General features: G+C 63.9%; 19 protein-coding genes and 1 pseudogene. 6 read left to right on the forward strand and 14 right to left on the reverse strand.

Translation table 11 applies throughout. The features are described 5' to 3' along the window. Positions 1-629 precede the first annotated feature (629 nt). On the forward strand, positions 630-1,280 hold the full coding sequence (locus AB0K02_RS26740) for a hypothetical protein (protein WP_365995073.1): 651 nt from the start codon (positions 630-632) through the stop codon (positions 1,278-1,280). 717 nt (positions 1,281-1,997) lie between these two features. On the opposite strand, the gene AB0K02_RS26745 is transcribed toward AB0K02_RS26740, so the two are convergent. Both AB0K02_RS26745 and AB0K02_RS26750 read right to left on the reverse strand, forming a co-directional pair. After that, positions 1,998-2,960 carry a DUF4365 domain-containing protein gene (locus tag AB0K02_RS26745; protein ID WP_365995074.1) on the reverse strand — a complete coding sequence of 321 codons (963 nt, stop codon included), beginning with the start codon at positions 2,958-2,960 and terminating at the stop codon, positions 1,998-2,000. A gap of 218 nt (positions 2,961-3,178) precedes the next feature. After that, positions 3,179-3,761: pseudogene (locus tag AB0K02_RS26750) on the reverse strand (IS5 family transposase); the annotation flags it as partial. Positions 3,762-4,240: 479 nt separating this feature from the next. Between AB0K02_RS26750 and AB0K02_RS26755 the strand changes: the two are divergent. Further along, on the forward strand, positions 4,241-6,382 hold the full coding sequence (locus AB0K02_RS26755) for an AAA family ATPase (protein ID WP_365995075.1): 2,142 nt from the start codon (positions 4,241-4,243) through the stop codon (positions 6,380-6,382). 612 nt (positions 6,383-6,994) lie between these two features. On the opposite strand, the gene AB0K02_RS26760 is transcribed toward AB0K02_RS26755, so the two are convergent. From AB0K02_RS26760 to AB0K02_RS26785, 6 genes are all read right to left on the reverse strand, one after another. Further along, positions 6,995-7,345: a hypothetical protein gene (locus AB0K02_RS26760; RefSeq protein WP_365995076.1), complete on the reverse strand. Its 351-nt coding sequence runs from the start codon at positions 7,343-7,345 to the stop codon at positions 6,995-6,997. Then, complete coding sequence (locus tag AB0K02_RS26765) at positions 7,342-8,079, reverse strand: GntR family transcriptional regulator (protein ID WP_365995128.1); 738 nt, start codon at positions 8,077-8,079, stop codon at positions 7,342-7,344. Before AB0K02_RS26765 ends, AB0K02_RS26760 begins: the two co-directional genes overlap by 4 nt. Then, positions 8,076-8,300 carry a hypothetical protein gene (locus AB0K02_RS26770; protein ID WP_365995077.1) on the reverse strand — a complete coding sequence of 75 codons (225 nt, stop codon included), beginning with the start codon at positions 8,298-8,300 and terminating at the stop codon, positions 8,076-8,078. The genes AB0K02_RS26765 and AB0K02_RS26770 overlap by 4 nt, the downstream gene beginning before the upstream one ends. Beyond that, a complete protein-coding gene (locus tag AB0K02_RS26775) occupies positions 8,297-8,485 on the reverse strand; it encodes a hypothetical protein (RefSeq protein WP_365995078.1) in 189 nt (62 codons plus the stop codon). The genes AB0K02_RS26770 and AB0K02_RS26775 overlap by 4 nt, the downstream gene beginning before the upstream one ends. After that, positions 8,485-8,646 carry a hypothetical protein gene (locus tag AB0K02_RS26780; protein ID WP_365995079.1) on the reverse strand — a complete coding sequence of 54 codons (162 nt, stop codon included), beginning with the start codon at positions 8,644-8,646 and terminating at the stop codon, positions 8,485-8,487. Before AB0K02_RS26780 ends, AB0K02_RS26775 begins: the two co-directional genes overlap by 1 nt. 147 nt (positions 8,647-8,793) lie before the next feature. Beyond that, positions 8,794-9,072: a hypothetical protein gene (locus AB0K02_RS26785; protein ID WP_365995080.1), complete on the reverse strand. Its 279-nt coding sequence runs from the start codon at positions 9,070-9,072 to the stop codon at positions 8,794-8,796. 79 nt (positions 9,073-9,151) lie between these two features. On the opposite strand from AB0K02_RS26785, the gene AB0K02_RS26790 reads away from it, so the two are divergent. Continuing rightward, the gene (locus tag AB0K02_RS26790) at positions 9,152-9,907 is read left to right on the forward strand and encodes a GntR family transcriptional regulator (RefSeq protein ID WP_365995082.1); all 756 of its coding nucleotides are present in this window, start codon (positions 9,152-9,154) and stop codon (positions 9,905-9,907) included. A 1,023-nt stretch (positions 9,908-10,930) separates the two neighbouring features. Here AB0K02_RS26790 and AB0K02_RS26795 read toward each other — a convergent pair. From AB0K02_RS26795 to AB0K02_RS26815, 5 genes are all read right to left on the reverse strand, one after another. Further along, on the reverse strand, positions 10,931-11,254 hold the full coding sequence (locus AB0K02_RS26795; RefSeq protein ID WP_365995083.1) for a hypothetical protein: 324 nt from the start codon (positions 11,252-11,254) through the stop codon (positions 10,931-10,933). 1,024 nt (positions 11,255-12,278) lie between these two features. Beyond that, entirely contained in the window at positions 12,279-13,037 is a 759-nt protein-coding gene (locus tag AB0K02_RS26800) for a hypothetical protein (RefSeq protein ID WP_365995084.1), read from the reverse strand. Between the two features lie 210 nt (positions 13,038-13,247). Next, a complete protein-coding gene (locus tag AB0K02_RS26805) occupies positions 13,248-13,625 on the reverse strand; it encodes a DUF5958 family protein (RefSeq protein WP_365995085.1) in 378 nt (125 codons plus the stop codon). 134 nt (positions 13,626-13,759) lie between these two features. Continuing rightward, entirely contained in the window at positions 13,760-14,287 is a 528-nt protein-coding gene (locus AB0K02_RS26810) for a hypothetical protein (protein WP_365995086.1), read from the reverse strand. Between the two features lie 93 nt (positions 14,288-14,380). Beyond that, complete coding sequence (locus tag AB0K02_RS26815; protein WP_365995087.1) at positions 14,381-14,686, reverse strand: hypothetical protein; 306 nt, start codon at positions 14,684-14,686, stop codon at positions 14,381-14,383. A 278-nt stretch (positions 14,687-14,964) separates the two neighbouring features. Here AB0K02_RS26815 and AB0K02_RS26820 point away from each other — a divergent pair, with 278 nt between their 5' ends. The 3 genes from AB0K02_RS26820 (at position 14,965) to AB0K02_RS26830 (ending at position 16,768) form a co-directional block, all read left to right on the forward strand. Next, a complete protein-coding gene (locus tag AB0K02_RS26820; RefSeq protein WP_365995088.1) occupies positions 14,965-15,396 on the forward strand; it encodes a DUF6153 family protein in 432 nt (143 codons plus the stop codon). An 87-nt stretch (positions 15,397-15,483) separates the two neighbouring features. Next, positions 15,484-16,116 (forward strand): DUF305 domain-containing protein, encoded by a 633-nt coding sequence (locus AB0K02_RS26825; RefSeq protein WP_365995089.1) that lies wholly within the window; start codon positions 15,484-15,486, stop codon positions 16,114-16,116. A gap of 112 nt (positions 16,117-16,228) precedes the next feature. Beyond that, positions 16,229-16,768 (forward strand): DUF4396 domain-containing protein, encoded by a 540-nt coding sequence (locus tag AB0K02_RS26830; RefSeq protein ID WP_365995090.1) that lies wholly within the window; start codon positions 16,229-16,231, stop codon positions 16,766-16,768. A gap of 85 nt (positions 16,769-16,853) precedes the next feature. On the opposite strand, the gene AB0K02_RS26835 is transcribed toward AB0K02_RS26830, so the two are convergent. After that, positions 16,854-18,296, reverse strand: a complete 1,443-nt coding sequence (locus AB0K02_RS26835; RefSeq protein ID WP_365995091.1) for an MFS transporter — start codon at positions 18,294-18,296, stop codon at positions 16,854-16,856. Between the last annotated feature and the right edge of the window lie 167 nt (positions 18,297-18,463).

Consider the following 18,463-nt stretch of genomic DNA (forward strand, 5'->3'; position numbering starts at 1 on the left):
AAAACACGTCCTCATTACGGCTCAACTCGTGCGCGAATTGCTGCCCTGGGGATAGTAGGGCCACGCGCCCTTTTGGAGAAACCGAGATCAGCCCCTCGGCGTGGGCTAGTCGAATTGTGAGATCAAGTGAAGGCTCAAGGTTGAAAGACCCGACGCCAGCAACAAAGTTGCCTTGCCACCAAGCCAGGAACCGCGCGCGCGTGGTAGGCGTTCGGAGTGCGTGAGTCAAAACATTTAGGTGATCAACATCAGCAGTTGACGCGCGGAAACTGCTTAGCACTAGGACCAGAGCCCCAATCCGCCAGGTGGTGTCCCTAGTTGGCGGGATCGGTCGCGGCCTGCTTCTGAAAAGCACGGGCTGGCCACGCAGCTCTTCATTCATACGGATAGCCTCCCGTGCCATTTCAACCCGCCTCCTCGAAGTCCAGAGGGCACTGCTGTAGCCAATCCGTCACAGCCATGTAAGCGATACTTTCGGCGTTGCTTCTGGCGATTCCCGGTACTACTTGCTCCACGCGCGTACGCACGTCCTCGATGATCGACCCTAGGACCTTATGGGGTAGATCCCCGGGCCCGAAAGCCAGCAACAGACCTCGTTCTACACTCGCGATACAATCGACAATCTGTTGGTGCACTTCTGGGATGGCTTCCAAGTAGTTGTCAAGGATCCCTTCTGCTGCAAGTTGGCTACCGAGCAAATGCGCTCTGAAGACCGCTCGCTTGGCCGGATCGACAAGGCGAGGAATCCTTGCAAGTTTCTTGTCCATCTCGCCAATGAGCGGACCTGCGACTTGGCCGAAGTCGATTCCGTCTGGAGTGCTTCGAGGGACCTGAGCAGGAACGCCGACGGGAGCTGGAAGCACTGGCCCTCGTCGCAGGATGGCAGCAGAATCCTTGTAATCCGCGAGTTCGTGCACATCAACCATGAAGTCAGCCGTAACGTACGGAAGTCCGGCCTGGCGAACGAAGGTGGCTTTTTCGCTACAGTGCTGAACGGTCCTGTAAGACTCGTGTCGAGGCGTAAAAAGGATCCAGGACTTGATCTTCACGCTATCGAAAAGGCGTGTAAGTTCAACCTCATTCTTAATGAACTTACCGATATCCTTTGTGATTTTGTCGCGATGATTGTCGTAAAGAGCCCTAGGGTTCAGGTCGGGATTTTCTGGACAGTAGCATTGGTAGACAATGCCGCTGCGGGTGAAGCACTCAATTCCGAGATCGCCTCGATCTTGATCGGGAACTTTGATGACGTTGTCAGCGCCGTACTCCTGCCGGAGTAGACGAATAGCCCACTCTTGCCATGTGTCTGGGTCCCAGACCCAACCCGAAGCCCCTGTCACCTGACAGATCATAGAGATCTCGTGACGGGGTGTCATCGGGTTCGAAGGTCCTCCTCAGCAGACGGCTGCACCTGGACGCTTGATGAGGGATGCTGCGTGGTGTGCTTGAGCCCCAGTGGCACCAAGCGAAGGAGGTTGCGTGGCCTCCCGACTGCTAGGTTCCGGGAGAGCGCCGGCCTGCCCGAGGAGCGGTCAGCCTTGAGTCCTACGGAACCGTGGTGACATGAAGCCGGGGATCGGGCTCCGTCTGCCCATGGTTGAAGCAGAGTCGGGCAGCGCTGACATCTCCATGTGGCATTAACGACCTTGGACCCAGTAGTCGTCTGCGTCGTCGCACGGCGGCTGCAGCCACGGCAGTGCCAGCGGCAGCGGACGCCAGAGCGAACCTACAACTTAGGTGTCGGTGTACCAGATCCGTGCCGGGTAGGAGCGGTCGGGCCTGTCAACTGCGCATCGCGTGTTGCGTCGTGAGACCAGCACGTCAGATGGCACGTGACCAGCGATGACGCGTCAGCGCCCGGAACCAGCTTACAAAGTAGCTATCGGTGGTTCGAGTCGCCCACACGTGGCAACGCCCCAAGCTGATCACTCCTGAGTCTCACATCTCCCTCCGCCATCAGCAGGGGCCGTCACACTCATCGCGGAGAGCCTCGTGACCTAGAGCACCAACTGCTGCTCGCCATCCGTCCCGAACTCGTCCACCACCAGGAAGGCTTTGCCAAGCTTGTTCAATTTGAGCTCCAGCCGCCAGTAGTCCACCTCGTCGTGGGAATTGGCGTAGGGGCGCAAGCCTCTTGCAAGCAGACTTTGCCGCCAAACGTTGAAGTCCTGGGTGACGAATCGGTCGCCGTCCTGGTCGTAAATTACGCATTCAGCCTCATAGTCGTCATACTCCGCGTCGTCGTAGGTCTCATCATGAACATGCACGTCCGCCCATGCGAAGAGTCGAGGCACCACTTGGGCGTAGCTGGCCAGCCCGAGCATGATGCCCCAGTGCGCCAACTCCTCAGGGTCGTTGCCGTCCTCGTGATCCACCCCCAGCACGATCGAGCCGCGCCCGGACGTTTTGTTGATCCACTCCTCGATGTCGATCACTAGGCGTTGGCCCTGGGCCAGTCTCTCCATCCATGGACGAGCCAGTTGAAGCTCACGAATGCGCAGGACATAGGGATCACCCTCCGCCGCTGCCCGAAGCGGGGCTGCCGCGCTCTCGTTCAGCACCTGCTCCTCCGGGACCACTAGCTTCCAGCCGCCTGTGGCCGTCTCCACCAGGGTCTTCCGGTTCACCAACTGCCAGTGGCATTGCTTGGTCTCTGGATGGTGGAGCACGACTAGCACCGGCAGCGAGTGGTTGAGCCAGTACTGCACATGCTCCGCATCTGGCCGGAACCACCAGCCGCCAGGGGCAGACTCTCTGAACCAGCTCCCGCCGCTCTTAATCTGGAGTGCAAGGAGCCGGCCTCGTACGTCCTCGCCATCCACGACTTCGGCATGGGCGTCGATGCCGTAGTCCTCTGTGGGCTGGTTGCGGAACAGCCAGCCAAGCTCATCCTCTATGGCTTGCTGAGTGTGCGTTACGCCTTGACTTGCGACTTTGGCGGAGGGCTTACGACGCATCATGCAGACATCCTCTCGCAGGATGAGCCGTGCTAGGGCCGAGACCAAGGTAGGCGACAAGCCTGATCTCTGCCTGTGTCGCGTGAACGGCCTCATCCAGCTGTCCTGCGGCGCCATATCGCCGCTTGGTTCGCTGCGGACCAGAACAAGGCCAGCATCGCTGCTGCTCCGCAACAGATGGACGGCGACAGTCGGGTGGGGACCCGGCAACCGCTTGATCAGCGGTAGACGTCGTGGTCGTAGCTGCGGTCGGCGAAGACCGACTGGGGTTTGCGGCGGGGCCGGCCGAGCCTGCCACGGACTAGTGGAATGGCGTCGAGCAGGGGCATGAGCTGGGTGACGTCGTTGCGATTGCCGCCGGTGAGGATGACGGCGAGCGGGGTGCCGTGTCCGTCGGTGATCACGTGGTGTTTGGAGCCGGCCCGTCCCCGGTCGACTGGCGACGGGCCTGTCTGGAGCCACTTTTTAGCGCCCTGACGTGGCTGGAGTCGACGACCGCTCTCGACCAGTCGAGCCTGGCAGCGGCGTTGAGCTCTGCCAGCAGCACCTCGTGCAACTGTTGCCAGACTCCGGCCTCGTTCCAGTCCCGTAGCCGGCGCCAGCACGTCATACCGGACCCAAAGCCGAGCTCCTGGGGCAGGTGTTCCTACTGGATGCCAGGTATGCAGCACGAACAGGATCCAACACCTGCCGATCCGGGACCGGCTTGCGGCCCGGATACCTGAACCGCCTCTCCCGCCTGGGCAGGAGCGGCTCGATCCGCTTCCACAGGTCATCCGACACGATCCACGGCGAAGCCCGCATGGCCCAGACAACAGCGAACTCGCCGAGCGGACACGGCCACCAGGACCGATCCACCTCACTGTGTTAGGCGTTCTAACAGGGGGTTGGCCGAGCACGACGTCGCCCGACTCCATGGCTGCCGACGTCTGCGCATGATGGGAACGGCGGGCCGAAATCCACCGAGCGTCCTCACCCGCCTGCTTACCGGAAACTCTGGTCACTTTGGTAGCCCGTTGTAAGCAGGAGCCAATGGAGGCATGCAGCGGGCAGAAGAACCCTCTGCAGCCAGACAAGGGCAGCGAGGGCGTAGGGCTCCGATTGACGTCACGAGAGTCCCGAGTGATCCTGGATTCTGGTGGGCCTGTAGGGGCGGGGGTACGAGTCGATGGCCGATGGACCGCCAGAACGCACTTGCTCCGCAAGCCGCTGAGTAAAAGTGAGCATTCAAGCTTATTCGAGAGTCGTCTGCCTCCAGCCCTACTGGGGATGATCCTATGCGCATGCCTCGTAGCCTCACCTCCAAGAAGCTCGCCGTGGTGGCTGGAGATGCTGTCACTGACTGGGTAATAGCTCGCCCCCACACAACGACACAGAAGAAGGGTGCCCGCGCAAAGGGGCAGCAAAGTCCCACACTGTCCGTTCGCGGGGATGAAATTCACGCGGGAGCACGTCTTGTTGAAGATCTGTTGCGTGAGGTGCGAACCGAAAGTTTTAAGGTAGCGCGGCAAAACTGGCGATCAGCCTGGGAGGACAGACTCTTCACAAGGATGAGCCATGTCTATGCAACCCTTCGTGAATTTTCAGCAAGCGACGCTGAGCCTCCGTCGAACACAGCCACATGGCGCATGGATGACTATATGGGCCTCATTCGGAGGCCGCAGACATGTGCGGAGCATGAAGATGTTGCGAGAGACAAAAGTAAGCACGCTTCTCTTGCCGTACTCGTCGACATGGGGATCGACTTTTCATCCTCAGAGAGTCACTGGCCATCCGTCATCACAAATGAGAGTCGAACCCCCTGGGTAATTCTCAAATGGGACAATCAAAAGATTGGTCAAGAAATTAAACACGGACCGCTCTGGGGAAAGTTGGCAAATCGAAAGAACAAGCTAATAGTGGTGACAACCGCAGATAATTTGCGGCACAACAAGGGAATTGAAATTAGCCGAGGGCTGTCCTGGGAACGTACTGCCGGCGACTGTGCAGCCGCCCTCATGAGCAGCAATAGCCCGCTGCACGAATTGACTGAGTGCGCTTACGTAGTAATATCATTCGGACCTGTCGGTGCACTTATATTTGATCGTCAAGCCGATAATGATTTCACGCTGGTTTTCGATCCCCAGATGCTGGAAACCTCTTCAGAATTCTCGCGTAGTGGAATGATGTGGGGATACACCTCCGCTCTCACTGCGGCAATTGCTCGGGCATTTATGCAGCACTGTTCGCATCCAGAAGATAGGGCCCATGTGGTCGGGGCTGTCCGCTCAGGTCTCAATGCGATGCGAGTCATATACGACACGGGGTTTGTGGAGCGCTCTGGACCGGAAGGTACTACAATTCAATTTCCTGTGGCAGAGACAGCTGCCGCAATTAAGGCAGAAGGAGATAGAGTCGCTCACTTTGCGGAGGCGAGTTTCAAGGCGTCTTCCTCCTTGCATGATTTCAATATACTGCGAGAGAAGTATAATCAGTTCAATACGGGCCTGCTTGAACTCTCACGTAGAGTCGCAGTAGAGGGTCCCAGGGCACTAAAGGAAGCCCCACGCCGCACATACGGCGACTTGACCACCGTCGACCGGGACGAAATCGAGAGCTTCGAGTCAATACGGGACATCGTGAGCGGCTATGCCGAGAAAGAAAAGCGCGCTCCAGTTTCAATCGCAATGTTTGGTGCTCCAGGGTCTGGTAAATCTACTGTCGTCGAGGAAGTGATTGGCAGCCTAAAGATCTACACAGAATTCGACCCGCTTACCTTTAATCTATCTCAGTTCCGCTCACCGAACGAGTTGGACGAGGCGTTCCACCTAATCCGGGATGCGCGACTCTCAGGGAATCTGCCCCTCGTCTTCTGGGATGAGTTCGACACCTACTTTGAAAGGAGTCTCGGATGGCTTCGTTATTTCTTGTCCCCAATGCAAGATGGAAGCTTCAGGGAAGGGCAAGTGATTCACCCGATAGGGAAATCGATATTCGTCTTCGCCGGCGGCGTCTCACATAGTCTCGCGCATTTCCGTACCCAACCCGACTTCGTCCAAGCTAAAGCTCCGGACTTCTTGAGCCGCGTGCATGGGGTCATCGATTTGAAAGGCATAGACGCCTCAAGCACCGACTCGGATATGGGGTCCTACTACATGATTAGGCGTGCCATCATCCTGCACTCGATCCTCCAGAGCGAGACAGACTTGTTCAAAGGCGTTAACGCTGCCACAGCGAAGGACCCGAGCACTATTATGGATTCTGGTGTACTCGACGCCTTTCTTACCGTTCCCAAGTATAGGAACGGAGTGAGATCAATGAAGGCTATCGTATCTACCAGTTCACTTGCCGGTGAGTCGCATTTCGGCAGGTCCAATCTGCCAGCGAGAACTCAGCTCAACCTCCATGTTGACGCAGGTGAATTCTACGCACGGATGCGAAGCTAGATAAAATAGGCTTACCGCCCTGGTAACGGAATTAGCGCCTCGGCTTCACCCTCACCGGAAAACAGGCGCCACTGCCCCTAGAGTGTGTATCTTTGACGGGTTGGTCAGTTGATCCAATAAGTCGGATCGGATCAAGCATTAAGGCCACCCATTTCGGTCCGTTGGCGACGGTGTGCCTGCCACCGTCGGACCCTTGAGGCCATCCAGGGGAAGCACCGCACCTGCTCGTTGTGGCGGGCCCCCCAGCCCTCCATGGCTTCCCAGACGAGCGCATACTTGCCGTCGTCACGCGAGTCGTGTTGGCCCTGAGGAGCACGGCGGTGGTGCTTATGAGACCGACGAGCGTGAGGAGTGCGACTGCTGTCGTCGCCTTTACAGCGCGGAGCGGCCTGGGGCGGTAGCAACCCCACCGGCACGCCTGACGAAGTTCCACAGGCCATACATGCAGGAGCGGGAGAGCCCCAGGTCAATGCTGCCAAGTGGCGCTGAAACGCGGGCGCCTTCTAAGCGCTTGACCGGAGCGATATGAGTGACCTTGGCGGCTTAGTCGGCTCCAAGCAGGAAGCCCCAGACTCTGTCTGGGGCTTCCGTATCATCGGATGTGCGCTACTGCTAACCGAAGGCCATCGCCGCCGGCAGTCGAGGGCCCTCGTCGCCGCCTCCACTTGCAGAGGGATCCGGAACCGGCAGTCGGCGGCCGCGGCTCTCCGCCACGCGAAGGGCGTCTCTCAGCGTTCCGGCCAGATCGGTTGCCAAGAGCCGCAGATCCTCCGGACTCGCTCCCTCGTCGACGAGTACTTGTAGCGCGTGCTCCAGGAGTTCGGCCGCCATGCCGAGCTGCATCGCTTCGGTGTTGTCCGCCAAGCGGGACAGGTAGCCGTTGCCGTGGTCGGTGCTCAGGAAACACGGCTTGCCCTCAGGGCCCGACCACGGGAGGAGTCGTAGCTCATTGTGGGCCGTCATCCTTCCGTCCCCCTCTCTTCGGTCCTGTGGTGGGTGGTGAAGACTGCATCGGCGCGGTCGCCGGGGAGTACCAGGAGCGCCGCCTCGACCACGCGTCCTGCGGTGTCGGCCGCAACGCGGGTGATCGCGAGGACTGCCAGGGTCGAGCTGATCCGAAGGGTTACCGCTTCCTCTGGTGTCGGGAGGCGAGCCCTGACCCGCTCACGGATCTCGGCCAGTGGTGGGCGGAGCTGTGCCAGCCTCGCCGCCACCCCCGCGGACCAGGGCGACTCGGCGGGCACGTCGGCCGGCGCCAGGTCGCGAGGGACGTAGATGCGCGCCAGGCTGTGCGGCGATTCCCCCTCATGGCTGAGATAGAGGAATTCGGTCAACGGGCTGCTGGCCGACACCCGTAGCAGGGCGGCCAGTTGTCCACGCGCCCGGAGCTTGGTGACGCGGACGCTGACACGCAGAGCCGCATTAGCCGCTGTCTCGGGCGTGCGACCACCGCCGACGTATGTGATTCGGTGGAGCGGGTGGCGGACGAAGTTGCCCTTGCCGTGGATCTTCTCGACGAGCCCTTCTGCCTCGAGAACCGCGAGGGCGTTCCGCAGCGTCGGTGTGCTGACCGTGTAGTGGGAGGCGAGCTGTGCCTCAGAGGGGAGGCGTTCTCCAGCCTTGATCCGGCCGGTCGAAATCTGGTTCCGGATGTCATCTGCGATGACGTGACGGCGAGAAGGCACGGCCTGAATCACCACTTCCTCAGCATCCGCAGGGCGACGAGCCGGGACCGAGAGTGCATGGTCAGAAGCTCGCCGGACTCGAAAAGAAGTCGCTTTGCCCCGCCGTGCAGTTGGAACAGGTCGGCCACGCGGCACGGCTGGCCTCCGATCTGGATGACGTCGCCGCGCTGCACGTTGGTCGAGGTGATCTCGACATTGGCGGCCAGTGCACCGCTGGGTGCCCATCCCCTCACTGGGTCACCTCCCTCAGTGCGCAGCGGTCGACGGCCGTGTGGCAGGAGCAGTCGCACGCCTCGTAGACCACGGGGATGCCGACCGGGGCCGCAGTGGGGGCCGACTGAGCGCACTGGCCGTGTGTGCCGATCCGGCACGAGCTCGACCGGTAGGAGACCGCCGTGTGCGTCACGCGAGGAGTCATCAGAAGGCCTCCGCCGACGCGAAGCAGGTGTACGCGAATGGCTCGTGGACCATGGTCGCCGCGCGCTGCCTGGCACGCACCTCGATGGCCAGCACGTACGGGCGGACGAGCGCCGCCTTCTCCCCCGCAATAACCTCCATGAGGTCTCGGCGCCGTCCCATGAGCGGCACCGGCCGGGCAGGGCGTACGAGGTGAACGACCATCGGTAGGGCGGGCGTTAAGGGGAGGCGGTGCCCGCCCTTCCGGAGAAACCGCTCTCTGGTGTGCGAGACGGCACGGCGGATACGGTTGAACACGTTGATCAGCTCCTATCGCTGATGGCCCGGTCCCCGGACATCGCCCGTCGCGGGGACCTCTTTGCGTACGGCGGCCCATAAGGTGCGGCCGTTCAAGTTGCTGGCCAGAAGCCCGAATCGATCGGCTTCCGCCACCACGTCCAGGGCCTCCCGCCATGTCTCGGCCGGGAGGGATTCCGGTACCTCCGCTTCGATCGACGTGTGTCGGGCGTGCTCCTCCACGCGAGTGGTGAGTCCGATGGCGGACAACCGTGCGGCGATGTCCTCGGCGCTTGCCTCCGAAGCGGGCACAGGTGAGCCTCCGTCGCCCCGTGGTCACTTTACGTGAAGCTAGTTAACTAGATTAGAGCTAGTGGACTAGATTTTCCATATGCCTGAGCAGCCGCCTTATCTCCACATCGCGGATGTACTTCGACAGCGGATCGCCGAGCATGACTGGGCGCCGGGAGACCGTCTCCCCTCGCGCGCCCAGATCGCCCAGGAGTGCGGCGTCGGCGAGAACGTGGTCCGCCGGGCACAGGAACTACTGATCTCCCAGGGAGTGCTGGAGGGTCGCGCAGGGTCGGGCACCTACGTCGCCGAAGCTCGTCGGCGCGTACGCGTGGTCCGTTCTTCGGCGCGAGAGCAGCGCGACGGTTCCCCGTTCCGGGCCGACATGAAGGCCCTGGGCAAACAGGGGGATTGGGAGAGCCGGACCGAGGCCAAGGTCCCGGCGCCGGCGGAGATTGCGGCGCGGCTCGGTATCGGCGAGGGCGACCTGTGCGTCCGTACCGAGTACGAGTTCCTTGCGGACGCCAGGCCGGTGCAGCTGTCGACGAGCTGGGAGCCGTACGACCTCACCGCCGGCACACTCGTCGTGCTCCCCGAGGGAGGACCGTACGCCGGGGCGGGCGTCGCGCACCGCATGGCGGAGATCGGCATCATTGTCAGCCACGCAGTGGAGCAGCCCGAGCCGCGGCAGGCGAGTGCCGAGGAGGCGTCGCTCCTGGGCATCCAGAAGGCCGCCCTGGTCACGCACATCCGGCGGACGTACTACAGCGACCAGGGGCGGCCCGTGGAGACGGCGGACATCGTCGTGCCCGCCGCTCTGTGCGAGATCGTCTACGAGATCCCCATCAGCCGATAACGGGACAGTGCCCAGGAGTTGGGAGAGCGTCGCTCGGTTATGGACTACAGCCCGAGGGGAACCCACACCGTCTAGCTGAGTGCTGCGGTCGGGTCGTCGAGGGCAAGGCGTGCCAGTCGGCGAAACTCTCGCATGTCTTGGCTGACGGGTGACGTGACTCCTGCTCCCGGAGGAGGCGGAGGCGGCCCGCCTCGCAGCTGCGGGCGCGGTTCGTGTCGATACCGCGAATCGCTGATCAGTTGCTGCAGGGAGCGTGTCAGCTTGGTTGCAGCCGCGGCTACCTCCTGCGGCCCTTCGACCTCGACTACCGCAGCGGCTTTCGCGAGCGAACTGTCGAGTTCTGATGCTTGGTCGAGGAGGCTCTGAAGCTGCTGGCTTCGCGGGCCGTCTGCCTGGGCGAGTACAGAGGCACGGCGGGCGATTGCACTGTAGTCGGTAGCAACGTTGACAAATGCTGTGTAGGCCTCCCTTCGGCCTTGCCGACGCCAATGCTCGTGTTGGCTGCTGCGTTGTGCGCGGCTGTTGTGTCTAGCCGCACGCACAGCACCCCAAGCACCAAGTGCGGCTGCAACTACGGCTGCTACAGCGGCGATTAGGGCCGTACCCCCGATATTCATGGCACGCATTGTGTCAGGGCAGAGCTAACCCTCCGGGAGGTGTCCCTCGCCGACGCTGGCGTTAGCGAGGAGAGCGGTCCGGCCACCAAAGATGACCGCACCACATGCGCACCAGATGCGCACCAGAATGAGCGGACGACCGCGGTCAACGACAGTCGAGACGGCGATGCCCTCAGGCCCGGAGTATCGGCATATACCCAGCTCAGGCCCCAACTCACGTGCAAACGACAAGTGATTCCCAAGCTCAGAGCGCGGGTTCGATTCCCGTCACCCGCTCCACGAGAAAGCCCCAGGCCAGCAGCCTGGGGCTTCTTTGTTGTCCAGACCGGTCACGGTTCAGGCTTCGCGTGCCACCGCCGACTGATCAAGGCCCAGCCCTGGTGCTGCTCGAAGAACGTCTTGCGCCTTACGAGCCCAGCACGGCATCCACTACCGCGCCGAGACCAACCAACCCGAACACGGTCAAGCCCGCGATCCAGACCCGATGTGATCGGAGCTTGACCAGACCCCTGGACGGCAAGCCGGCCACCTGGCAGCGCTCTGTAGCGGAGGCGTGGACCTCGGGTAACCCCCTCGCCTGCTCGAATCGCTCCAGCCAGATGCTGTCAGCCAGCTCGTGATGACGATGCTTCACCAAGAGCTGAACAGACATGAAGAAGACGACCATGGAGAGCAGCCCGGAGCTGGCCTGCGCCAGTTGCCCTGTACCGGGATTGAGAGCAATGGTCATGAGGAACGCCTGTGCCGCTAGCCCCAGCCCGGGCGCTTGCCACATCATCGAATCGAATCCGAATCGGCGGGCAGCAACGACCTGGTACAGGACAAGATCTTGCTCGGCGCTACTTGAGGTCGGAGGAGTTGGCATGAACGCAATGCAAGCAGGCAAGCAGCAGACCTGCGGGCATTTCAAGCAAAACGATGCCAGAGCGGGCGCTGCCACAGGTCATGCTGATGAGGACTGAGTGCCTAACTGCGTGACAACCGCGACATACAGCGTCGAACAACGGCGAACCCTCACGGACCATTCCCCCAGACCACAGAGGTCTCAGCCCCTGGCCATGCCACTCTCCAAGTAGCTTTGGGACGAAGAAGTCGCGTGTCATGGCGTGCCCGATGCGTGCCCGACAGGTCGGTAAGCCACGGTCAACAGCGGGTGCCAGAGAGAACCCAAAGCTTCGCCCTGGCACCCGTTACCGCTGGCCAGGGCGTCAACTACGCCCAAAGGCACGGTGATTCCCAAGCTCAGAGCGCGGGTTCGATTCCCGTCACCCGCTCCACGAGAAAGCCCCAGGCCAGCGGCCCGGGGCTTCTTTGTTGTCCAGACCGCGCGTTGTCCAGACCGCGCTTAGCGTCTCGTGCCACATCCGTGCCAGATGCTGAGGCCTCCACTGCATCACGCCGCTGCCGGACGAGCCTGTCGAGACCTCCCGCTGACGCTCGACGTTCGAGTGCCGATAGATCAGCGCGGCCCGCTCGGTCGACTGCCCGGCCCGCACCGGCGTGTCCTTCAGGGTCGCGCCGGACCGGGTCGTCAGAGTGTGCCTGCCCGGTGTGACGAAGATCGTGCGTCGGTGAGAGCGTCGACCTGGTCGACGGTGGCAACGGGACGTTCGGCAGCTGGCTCCTCGCCCGCACCCCGGACGTGGCAGGGGTTGCGGCGGATCAGCTCGTCCCCGACGGGGGTCTCCAGTATGGCCTTCAGCAGGCGGTAGCTCTTGGCGACGGTGGTCTCGGCCCCGTCGAGTCGAGCCGCTCTATAGGCCGTCCTGCTCGATCAGCACGCCGTCGGTTCCCATCCTGTAGAACTTCGGCGGCCCCATTGCTGCCACCGCTCTTCGCATCTCTGCTGCCTTCTCGGCCGGGTCGGGGTCCTTCGGGTCTCGTACGAGGAAGCCGTGGAGTTCGATGTTCTCCGCGTCGACGTCCCCCGGCTCCGGCATGCCCTCCTGGATGAAGCCGCAGAGTGCACGCAGCGCATCTTCGCCAAGCTCCAGAGGATGAAAGGGCAGTGCGTACGGCTCCTCTTCCTCACCCGGCCATGGAATGACGTCCGCCGGACGGTTCCCGGCCCAGTAGGGAGCTTCGAAGGGGAGCGGTTCCCCGATGTTCTCGATGATCCCGTCGTCCGGTGACAGGCTCAGAGATCGGATGAGACGTCCGTCCTCCCATACAGCGAACGCCAGCCAGTCGACCACGCTGTGCATGGCGTGCAGGACCAACCGTCGGCCGGCACTCGCCGCGACGAGATGCCCAGGGAGCTGTGAGGGGGAATCGATCATCATGCGCCGGTCACAGACGATGTCCACGCCGGGCCAGCTCGCGGCATAGGTCGTTCCATCCTTGGGATATACGCCGTCGTACAGATTCGAGCCCTTGCTCTCCTCGATCTCGCACCCTGGATTGAGACGCCGAATCATCACGGACGTCTGCTCCAAGTCCGCCGCGCCCACGTGCCGCAGCAGGTCGGGTACATCGCCGTCGGCGTACACGAGCAGACCGGTTTTGGCTCCCAAGGCCCCTCCCCCAACGCAATATTCAGACGTGGCTGCACCGTATCCCCCCGCTATGACACAAGCGCCGCGTCATCAACGCAGTTACTCCGGGCCGTCCGAGGGCCATCGAGGGACGGCCGAGGACCAGCTAGGGGCACCCGGCCGGCCCCCGAACCAACGAAGACGCAGGTCGCCAACATCCCCGGCAGGACTCCAGGGCAAGAGGTAGCTCTAGGTTGAAACCTCTGCCTGAGCCGACAAGTTGTGCCACTCGTGGCCGCATCCGCCGACGCAGTGCAGCGTCCGCCTGCGAGTGTCCGCGATGCTGAAGAGAGCGACGAGGAGGCGAAACGACTTCGTGAGCTCATGGTCAGGAAGGGCTTCCATCCCGAAGCGCCACTTCGTGAGCATCACCGCAGGCGTGTGGGTGTGCCGGATGCCAGAGCGCGCGATGCTCTCTGGCACATCCTCCTCGCGTGCACGGGCCTGCCCGCAGAACAGGACCAGCGCATGCAGGGTCTTGCGCTGGTCTTCCTCCGACAGGCGCTCGAACCACTCGACACCCTCAGCCGTCGTTCTCAGCCCTTGGGCGAGTTCGTTCAGGATCACCTCGTGTGCGTACAGCACTGTCTCCCACCCCCTGCGATCAGGCCGACGGTACGCCTGCGACTGCCTGCGAGCCTTATAGCCTTGCGTGTTCGACGTGCCCTTCCGTGACCCGCTGTCGACGGTCGACGCGGGCGTCAGGGTCTCCCAGTGATCGGTCCGGCCGTTCTGCGGCGGCGGGCCGGCAAGGGCCGCGAACCCACACGCCCTGGGAGGGCCAGTTCGGCCCGCAGCGCGTCTTCCAGTACCGAGAGACCATCTCCCACGGATTGAAGGGGCGATCGGTCCGTCGTCGAGGTGCCCTCGAAGATCGCGGACTGTGCACTGAGCAGGGCACGATGCACGTCACTCACAGCGGAACGGACCGCCTCGTCGGCTATGAGGGACGCTTCGACGATCCACTTGTAAGCTGCCGACCGGTAGTCGAGCAGCTTGCCGTCGTCCTCGTCCTTCACGATGGAGACGAGGGAGTCGTGCCAGCCGTACAGAGTGATCAAGAGGTCCCGGTACAGGCCCTTCTTGTCATCCAGCCAGCGGACCTGTTCTGCATGGACTCGCTGTTCATGCTGGATACGCAGCTGTCCGCGCTGTGCAAGCCATGCGCCTCCAAATCCTGCCGCGGCGCCCACCGTTGTGCTTGCCAGTCCGATCAGTGCAGCATCCATGGCTGCTTCCTACCAGACAGTTGACGCTGCTGTAGAACAGCCCGAGCCGCGGCAATCGTGGTGACTCGCGCCGCGACGGTTTGCCTTTCGACCTCAGCGGCTCACGTTCGAAGGCGGTGGCTCACCGCAGTCGTGCTCGACGATTGCCCCGTTGACATCGCTCGCACAGCTCCAATCAGCGAACGACCACATCACCGACCACGTGACCATCACCAGAGCGGCACCGCCGCAGAACGCCGCGACGAGCCACGGCTTCTTCGGCAGCAGCAGGATGAAGGACACAGCGAGTGCAGCCGCTGCAGGCCACGCGGGCAGCAACCGACTGGCCAGGACGAACACCGTAGCGGCCCCGAGAGTCGCTGCGATGCCGTGGTGAAGGAGCGAGCGAATGCGGCTCACGTGCCCTCCCATGAGCTCGCCCAACCTGACAGCAGGGAAAGTACAGCAACCACCGCGACCGCAGCCGACCGCCACTGCCCCCAGGCGACCGGCCGACTTGGCCGACCGGGCCGACGGACCTCCCCGACCGTCCTGCCGGTCGTTCGCATCGAGAGGGTCGGCCCATGCCACAGGGCCACAGGGCCGCTTCCCCTCAGCGGTCAGTAAGGACTCGTAGGGTCCGGAGACCGTCGAGCCCCCTGGCATGACGCGAGCCGGCCCCCGATTACGATGCGGGCATGAGTCGGCAGGGATGGCATGCTGCCCGGCCCCATGGGGCGCGGGCGTACGTGCTGCTGGTGCTGGCCGTGCTGGCCGGTGTCCTTGCCATGCACGGCTTGGGCCCCGCTGTTGCGTCCCCTGTTCCGCACCACTCGGCGGCAGCCGATTCACACCACGGCACCACGCCATCGGCCGCGTCCCACACCGACATGGCCTGCGAGGACTGCTCCCACGTCGATCACGGTGACACAGGCACGGGCGGGCACGCCGAGCATGCCGACACCACCTGCGCGGCAGGCGGCACGAGTACGGCGCCCGCGCTTCCCGCCCTGGCCGCGACCGGGGTGGTCACCTGCGCGGCCCCTGACACGGCGCCTCTCCTGCCCGGCGCGCCGGCGACCGGCCGTGCCCCGCCCTCGTTGAGCGAACTGCAGCTCCTGCGCATATAGGCGCGCCCCGGCGGACCCGTACCCCTTGTTCGGTGCCGCCGTGAGAGCCATGCCTGATTCAGCGCACTACACAGGAGTCGCACCACCATGACCGCACACCGTTCCCTGATCCGCCGTGCCGCCGCTGTCGCGGCCACGGCCACCGCCGCCGCCGTACTCGCCGCCTGCGGCGGAGGAGATGACAACCCGTCCGGCCACGACGGCCACAGCAGGAGCGCCTCGCCCAGCGCGTCCGCTCCCGCCCGGCAGGGCGAGCACAACGCCGCCGACGTCACCTTCGCGAAGGGCATGATCCCCCACCACCGGCAGGCGGTGGAGATGGCCGAGCTGGCGGAGACCCGGGCCGGCTCCGCCGAGGTCAAGAAGCTGGCCGCGGAGATCAAGAAGGCGCAGGATCCGGAGATCAAGACCCTGTCCGGATGGCTCACCTCCTGGGGCGAGGCGGTCCCCGAGGAGGAAGAGAGCGGAGAGCACGCCGGCCACTCCATGTCCGGCATGATGACGCCCGAGGAGATGGACAGGCTGGAGAAGTCCTCGGGCAAGGCGTTCGACACCGCCTTCCTGGAGATGATGGTCAAGCACCATGAGGGCGCGGTCGAGATGGCGGAGACCGAGCAGTCCGGGGGCGCCTACCAGCCTGCCAAGGACATGGCCGGCGACATCATCACGTCGCAGAGTGCCGAGATCACGCGGATGAACGAGCTGCTCGGCAAGAGCTGATCGCTCAGGCCGCACGGCGGGGGCGGCTCCCGGGCGCCCCCGCCACCTCTTCCTCCATGCGATGCCGGACCGTCGGGCCCGGCACACACTGGTAGGTGAGAGGGAGGACGTCATGGACCGCATGGATCACACCCCTCACCAGACCAACCGCTCCGCCCAGGAGCAGGCGCGGGAGCATGCGGCGCATGAGCGTGATCAACACGGTCATGGTGCCGGCGGGGCCTCCTGGGGTACCGCGGCGAAGGCGACGGCGCACTGCCTGACCGGCTGCGCGCTGGGCGAGATCCTGGGCATGGTCATCGGCACGGCCCTGATGTGGAACAACGTGCCGACCATGGTGCTGGCCATCGCTCTGGCGTTCCTCTTCGGCTACTCGTTCACTCTGTACGCCGTGCGCAGAGCTGGCCTGAGCCTGAGGGCCGCGATCCGCGTCGCCCTCGCCGCCGACACCGTGTCCATCGCCATCATGGAACTGGTGGACAACCTCATCATCGCCCTGACTCCCGGCGCCTTGGACGCCCATCTCTCGGACGGGCTGTTCTGGTCGGCGCTGCTGGGCGGCTTCGTCGTCGCCTTCTTCATCACCACCCCGGTGAACAAGTGGATGATCGGCCGCGGCAAGGGCCACGCGGTCGCCCACGCTTACCACTGACATGAGAAGAGGGCCACTCGACGCCGTTGGTGTCGAGTGGTCCCCGGGATTTTTCTGCTCGCGACGCCGGACAGCGGTCCACCGGTCAGGAGCCCACGCGCTCGCCCGACGTGGCCGCCGGCTCCTCGGCCCGAGCCGCTGCCTCCGACCCCCGACCGCGCATCAGCAGTGCGGTGAATACGCCCCCCGCCGCGGCGACCGCTGCGGCGCCGAGGAAGGCGGAGCTGAAGCCGTCGGTCAGCGCGGGCAGGTCCCCGAGTCTGCCCGCACCCTGGGATGTGGCGAGTGCGGTGAGCGCGGCCAGGCCGAGGGCGGAGCCCACCTGGTAGGTGGTGTTGACGATGCCCGAGGCCAGACCGGCCTGCTCCTGCGGTACGCCGGAGATCGCCGACATCATCGCCGGGATGTAGGCCAGCGACATCCCCGTCGCCGCGACGAGCGAAGCGGGCAGTACGTCGATCACGAAGGTGCCGGTCGGCTCGACGGCCGACAGCCACACCAGGCCCACGGAGAGGACCAGCAGACCGCCCACGGTCAGCGGCTTGGCCCCGAAGCGGCCCAGGAGCCGGGCGGTGATGAGCGTCATGAAGATCATCAGCAGCCCGGTCATGGGCAGCAGCGCGGCGCCGCTGGCGAACGCCCCGTACCCAAGTACCTGCTGGAGGTAGAGGTTGAGGAAGTACCACATGGGGATCCAAGCGGCTCCCAGCAGCGTCATCGCCACGTTCGAGACGCCGAGGCCCGGAGTACGCCAGACACCGAGCGGCATGAGCGGCGCCTTGGCCGACTTCTGGATGACCAGGAACAGCACCAGCAGCACGGCGGCGGCGACGAGTTCCAGGACGGTCTGCGCGTCGCCCCAGCCGACCTCGGGAGCGCGGACGATCGCGAACACCGCGAGCGCGAGACCGGCGGTGACCGACACCGCTCCGAGGACGTCCACGGAGCCGCGCCGACCGGCGACGGCCGGGAGCAGTCCGGTGGCCAGCAGGGTGGCGACGCCGATCGGGATGTAGACGATGAAGACCCAGGGCCAGCTCGCCCACTCGGTGAACACACCGCCGAGGAACACGCCCGCGGTGCCGCCGGCCGGCGCGGCAGCGCCGTACAGGGCGAGTGCCTTGCCCATCTCCCGGGGGTTGTGCCCGAACAGCATCATCAGCAGCGTCATCGACGCCGGCGCGATCAGCGCGCCTCCCACGCCCTGCACCGCCCGGCCCGCGATCTCGACCCACGCGGTGCTCGCGGCCGCGGCGACCACCGAGCCGGCGGTCAGCACCACCCAGCCGGAGACGAAGATCCGCCGGGCTCCCAGCAGGTCGGACAGGCGGCCGCCCAGCAGCAGCAGACCGCCGAAGGCGATGGCGTAGGCGTTGAACACCCACTGCAGGTCACCTTGGGAGAAGCCCAGGTCACGCTGCATCTCGGGAAGCGCCACACCAATGATGGACGTGTCCATGATCACCATGAACTGGGCGGCGGCGAGCACGAGGAGTGCCCACCAACGCCGTTGATTGACGGTCGACATTGCTCTGCCCTTCACTGAGGCCCATACCCCCTAGGGGTATCTACGACGGCTGAGACAATATACGGCCCGGGGGTATTCCGGAAGGGGTCGGGAATTGTGCCGCCGAGCGGACGGCCGCGGCAGGCACGACCGACCGGGCAGCCACGGGTGCGTCGAGCGTCAAGCCG

The sequence above is a fragment of the Streptomyces sp. NPDC049597 genome (assembly GCF_040675505.1).
Lineage (GTDB): Bacteria > Actinomycetota > Actinomycetes > Streptomycetales > Streptomycetaceae > Streptomyces.

Excerpts from the sequence above, each read along its gene's own strand:
- AB0K02_RS26830 (WP_365995090.1), top strand. The coding sequence starts at position 16,229 with ATGGACCGCATGGATCACACCCCTCACCAGACCAACCGCTCCGCCCAG.
- AB0K02_RS26835 (WP_365995091.1), bottom strand. The coding sequence starts at position 18,296 with ATGTCGACCGTCAATCAACGGCGTTGGTGGGCACTCCTCGTGCTCGCC.
- AB0K02_RS26810 (WP_365995086.1), bottom strand. The coding sequence starts at position 14,287 with ATGGATGCTGCACTGATCGGACTGGCAAGCACAACGGTGGGCGCCGCG.
- AB0K02_RS26745 (WP_365995074.1), bottom strand. The coding sequence starts at position 2,960 with ATGATGCGTCGTAAGCCCTCCGCCAAAGTCGCAAGTCAAGGCGTAACG.
- AB0K02_RS26795 (WP_365995083.1), bottom strand. The coding sequence starts at position 11,254 with ATGACCATTGCTCTCAATCCCGGTACAGGGCAACTGGCGCAGGCCAGC.
- AB0K02_RS26755 (WP_365995075.1), top strand. The coding sequence starts at position 4,241 with ATGCCTCGTAGCCTCACCTCCAAGAAGCTCGCCGTGGTGGCTGGAGAT.
- AB0K02_RS26760 (WP_365995076.1), bottom strand. The coding sequence starts at position 7,345 with ATGACGGCCCACAATGAGCTACGACTCCTCCCGTGGTCGGGCCCTGAG.
- AB0K02_RS26780 (WP_365995079.1), bottom strand. The coding sequence starts at position 8,646 with ATGGGACGGCGCCGAGACCTCATGGAGGTTATTGCGGGGGAGAAGGCG.
- AB0K02_RS26790 (WP_365995082.1), top strand. The coding sequence starts at position 9,152 with ATGCCTGAGCAGCCGCCTTATCTCCACATCGCGGATGTACTTCGACAG.
- AB0K02_RS26775 (WP_365995078.1), bottom strand. The coding sequence starts at position 8,485 with ATGACTCCTCGCGTGACGCACACGGCGGTCTCCTACCGGTCGAGCTCG.
- AB0K02_RS26820 (WP_365995088.1), top strand. The coding sequence starts at position 14,965 with ATGAGTCGGCAGGGATGGCATGCTGCCCGGCCCCATGGGGCGCGGGCG.
- AB0K02_RS26825 (WP_365995089.1), top strand. The coding sequence starts at position 15,484 with ATGACCGCACACCGTTCCCTGATCCGCCGTGCCGCCGCTGTCGCGGCC.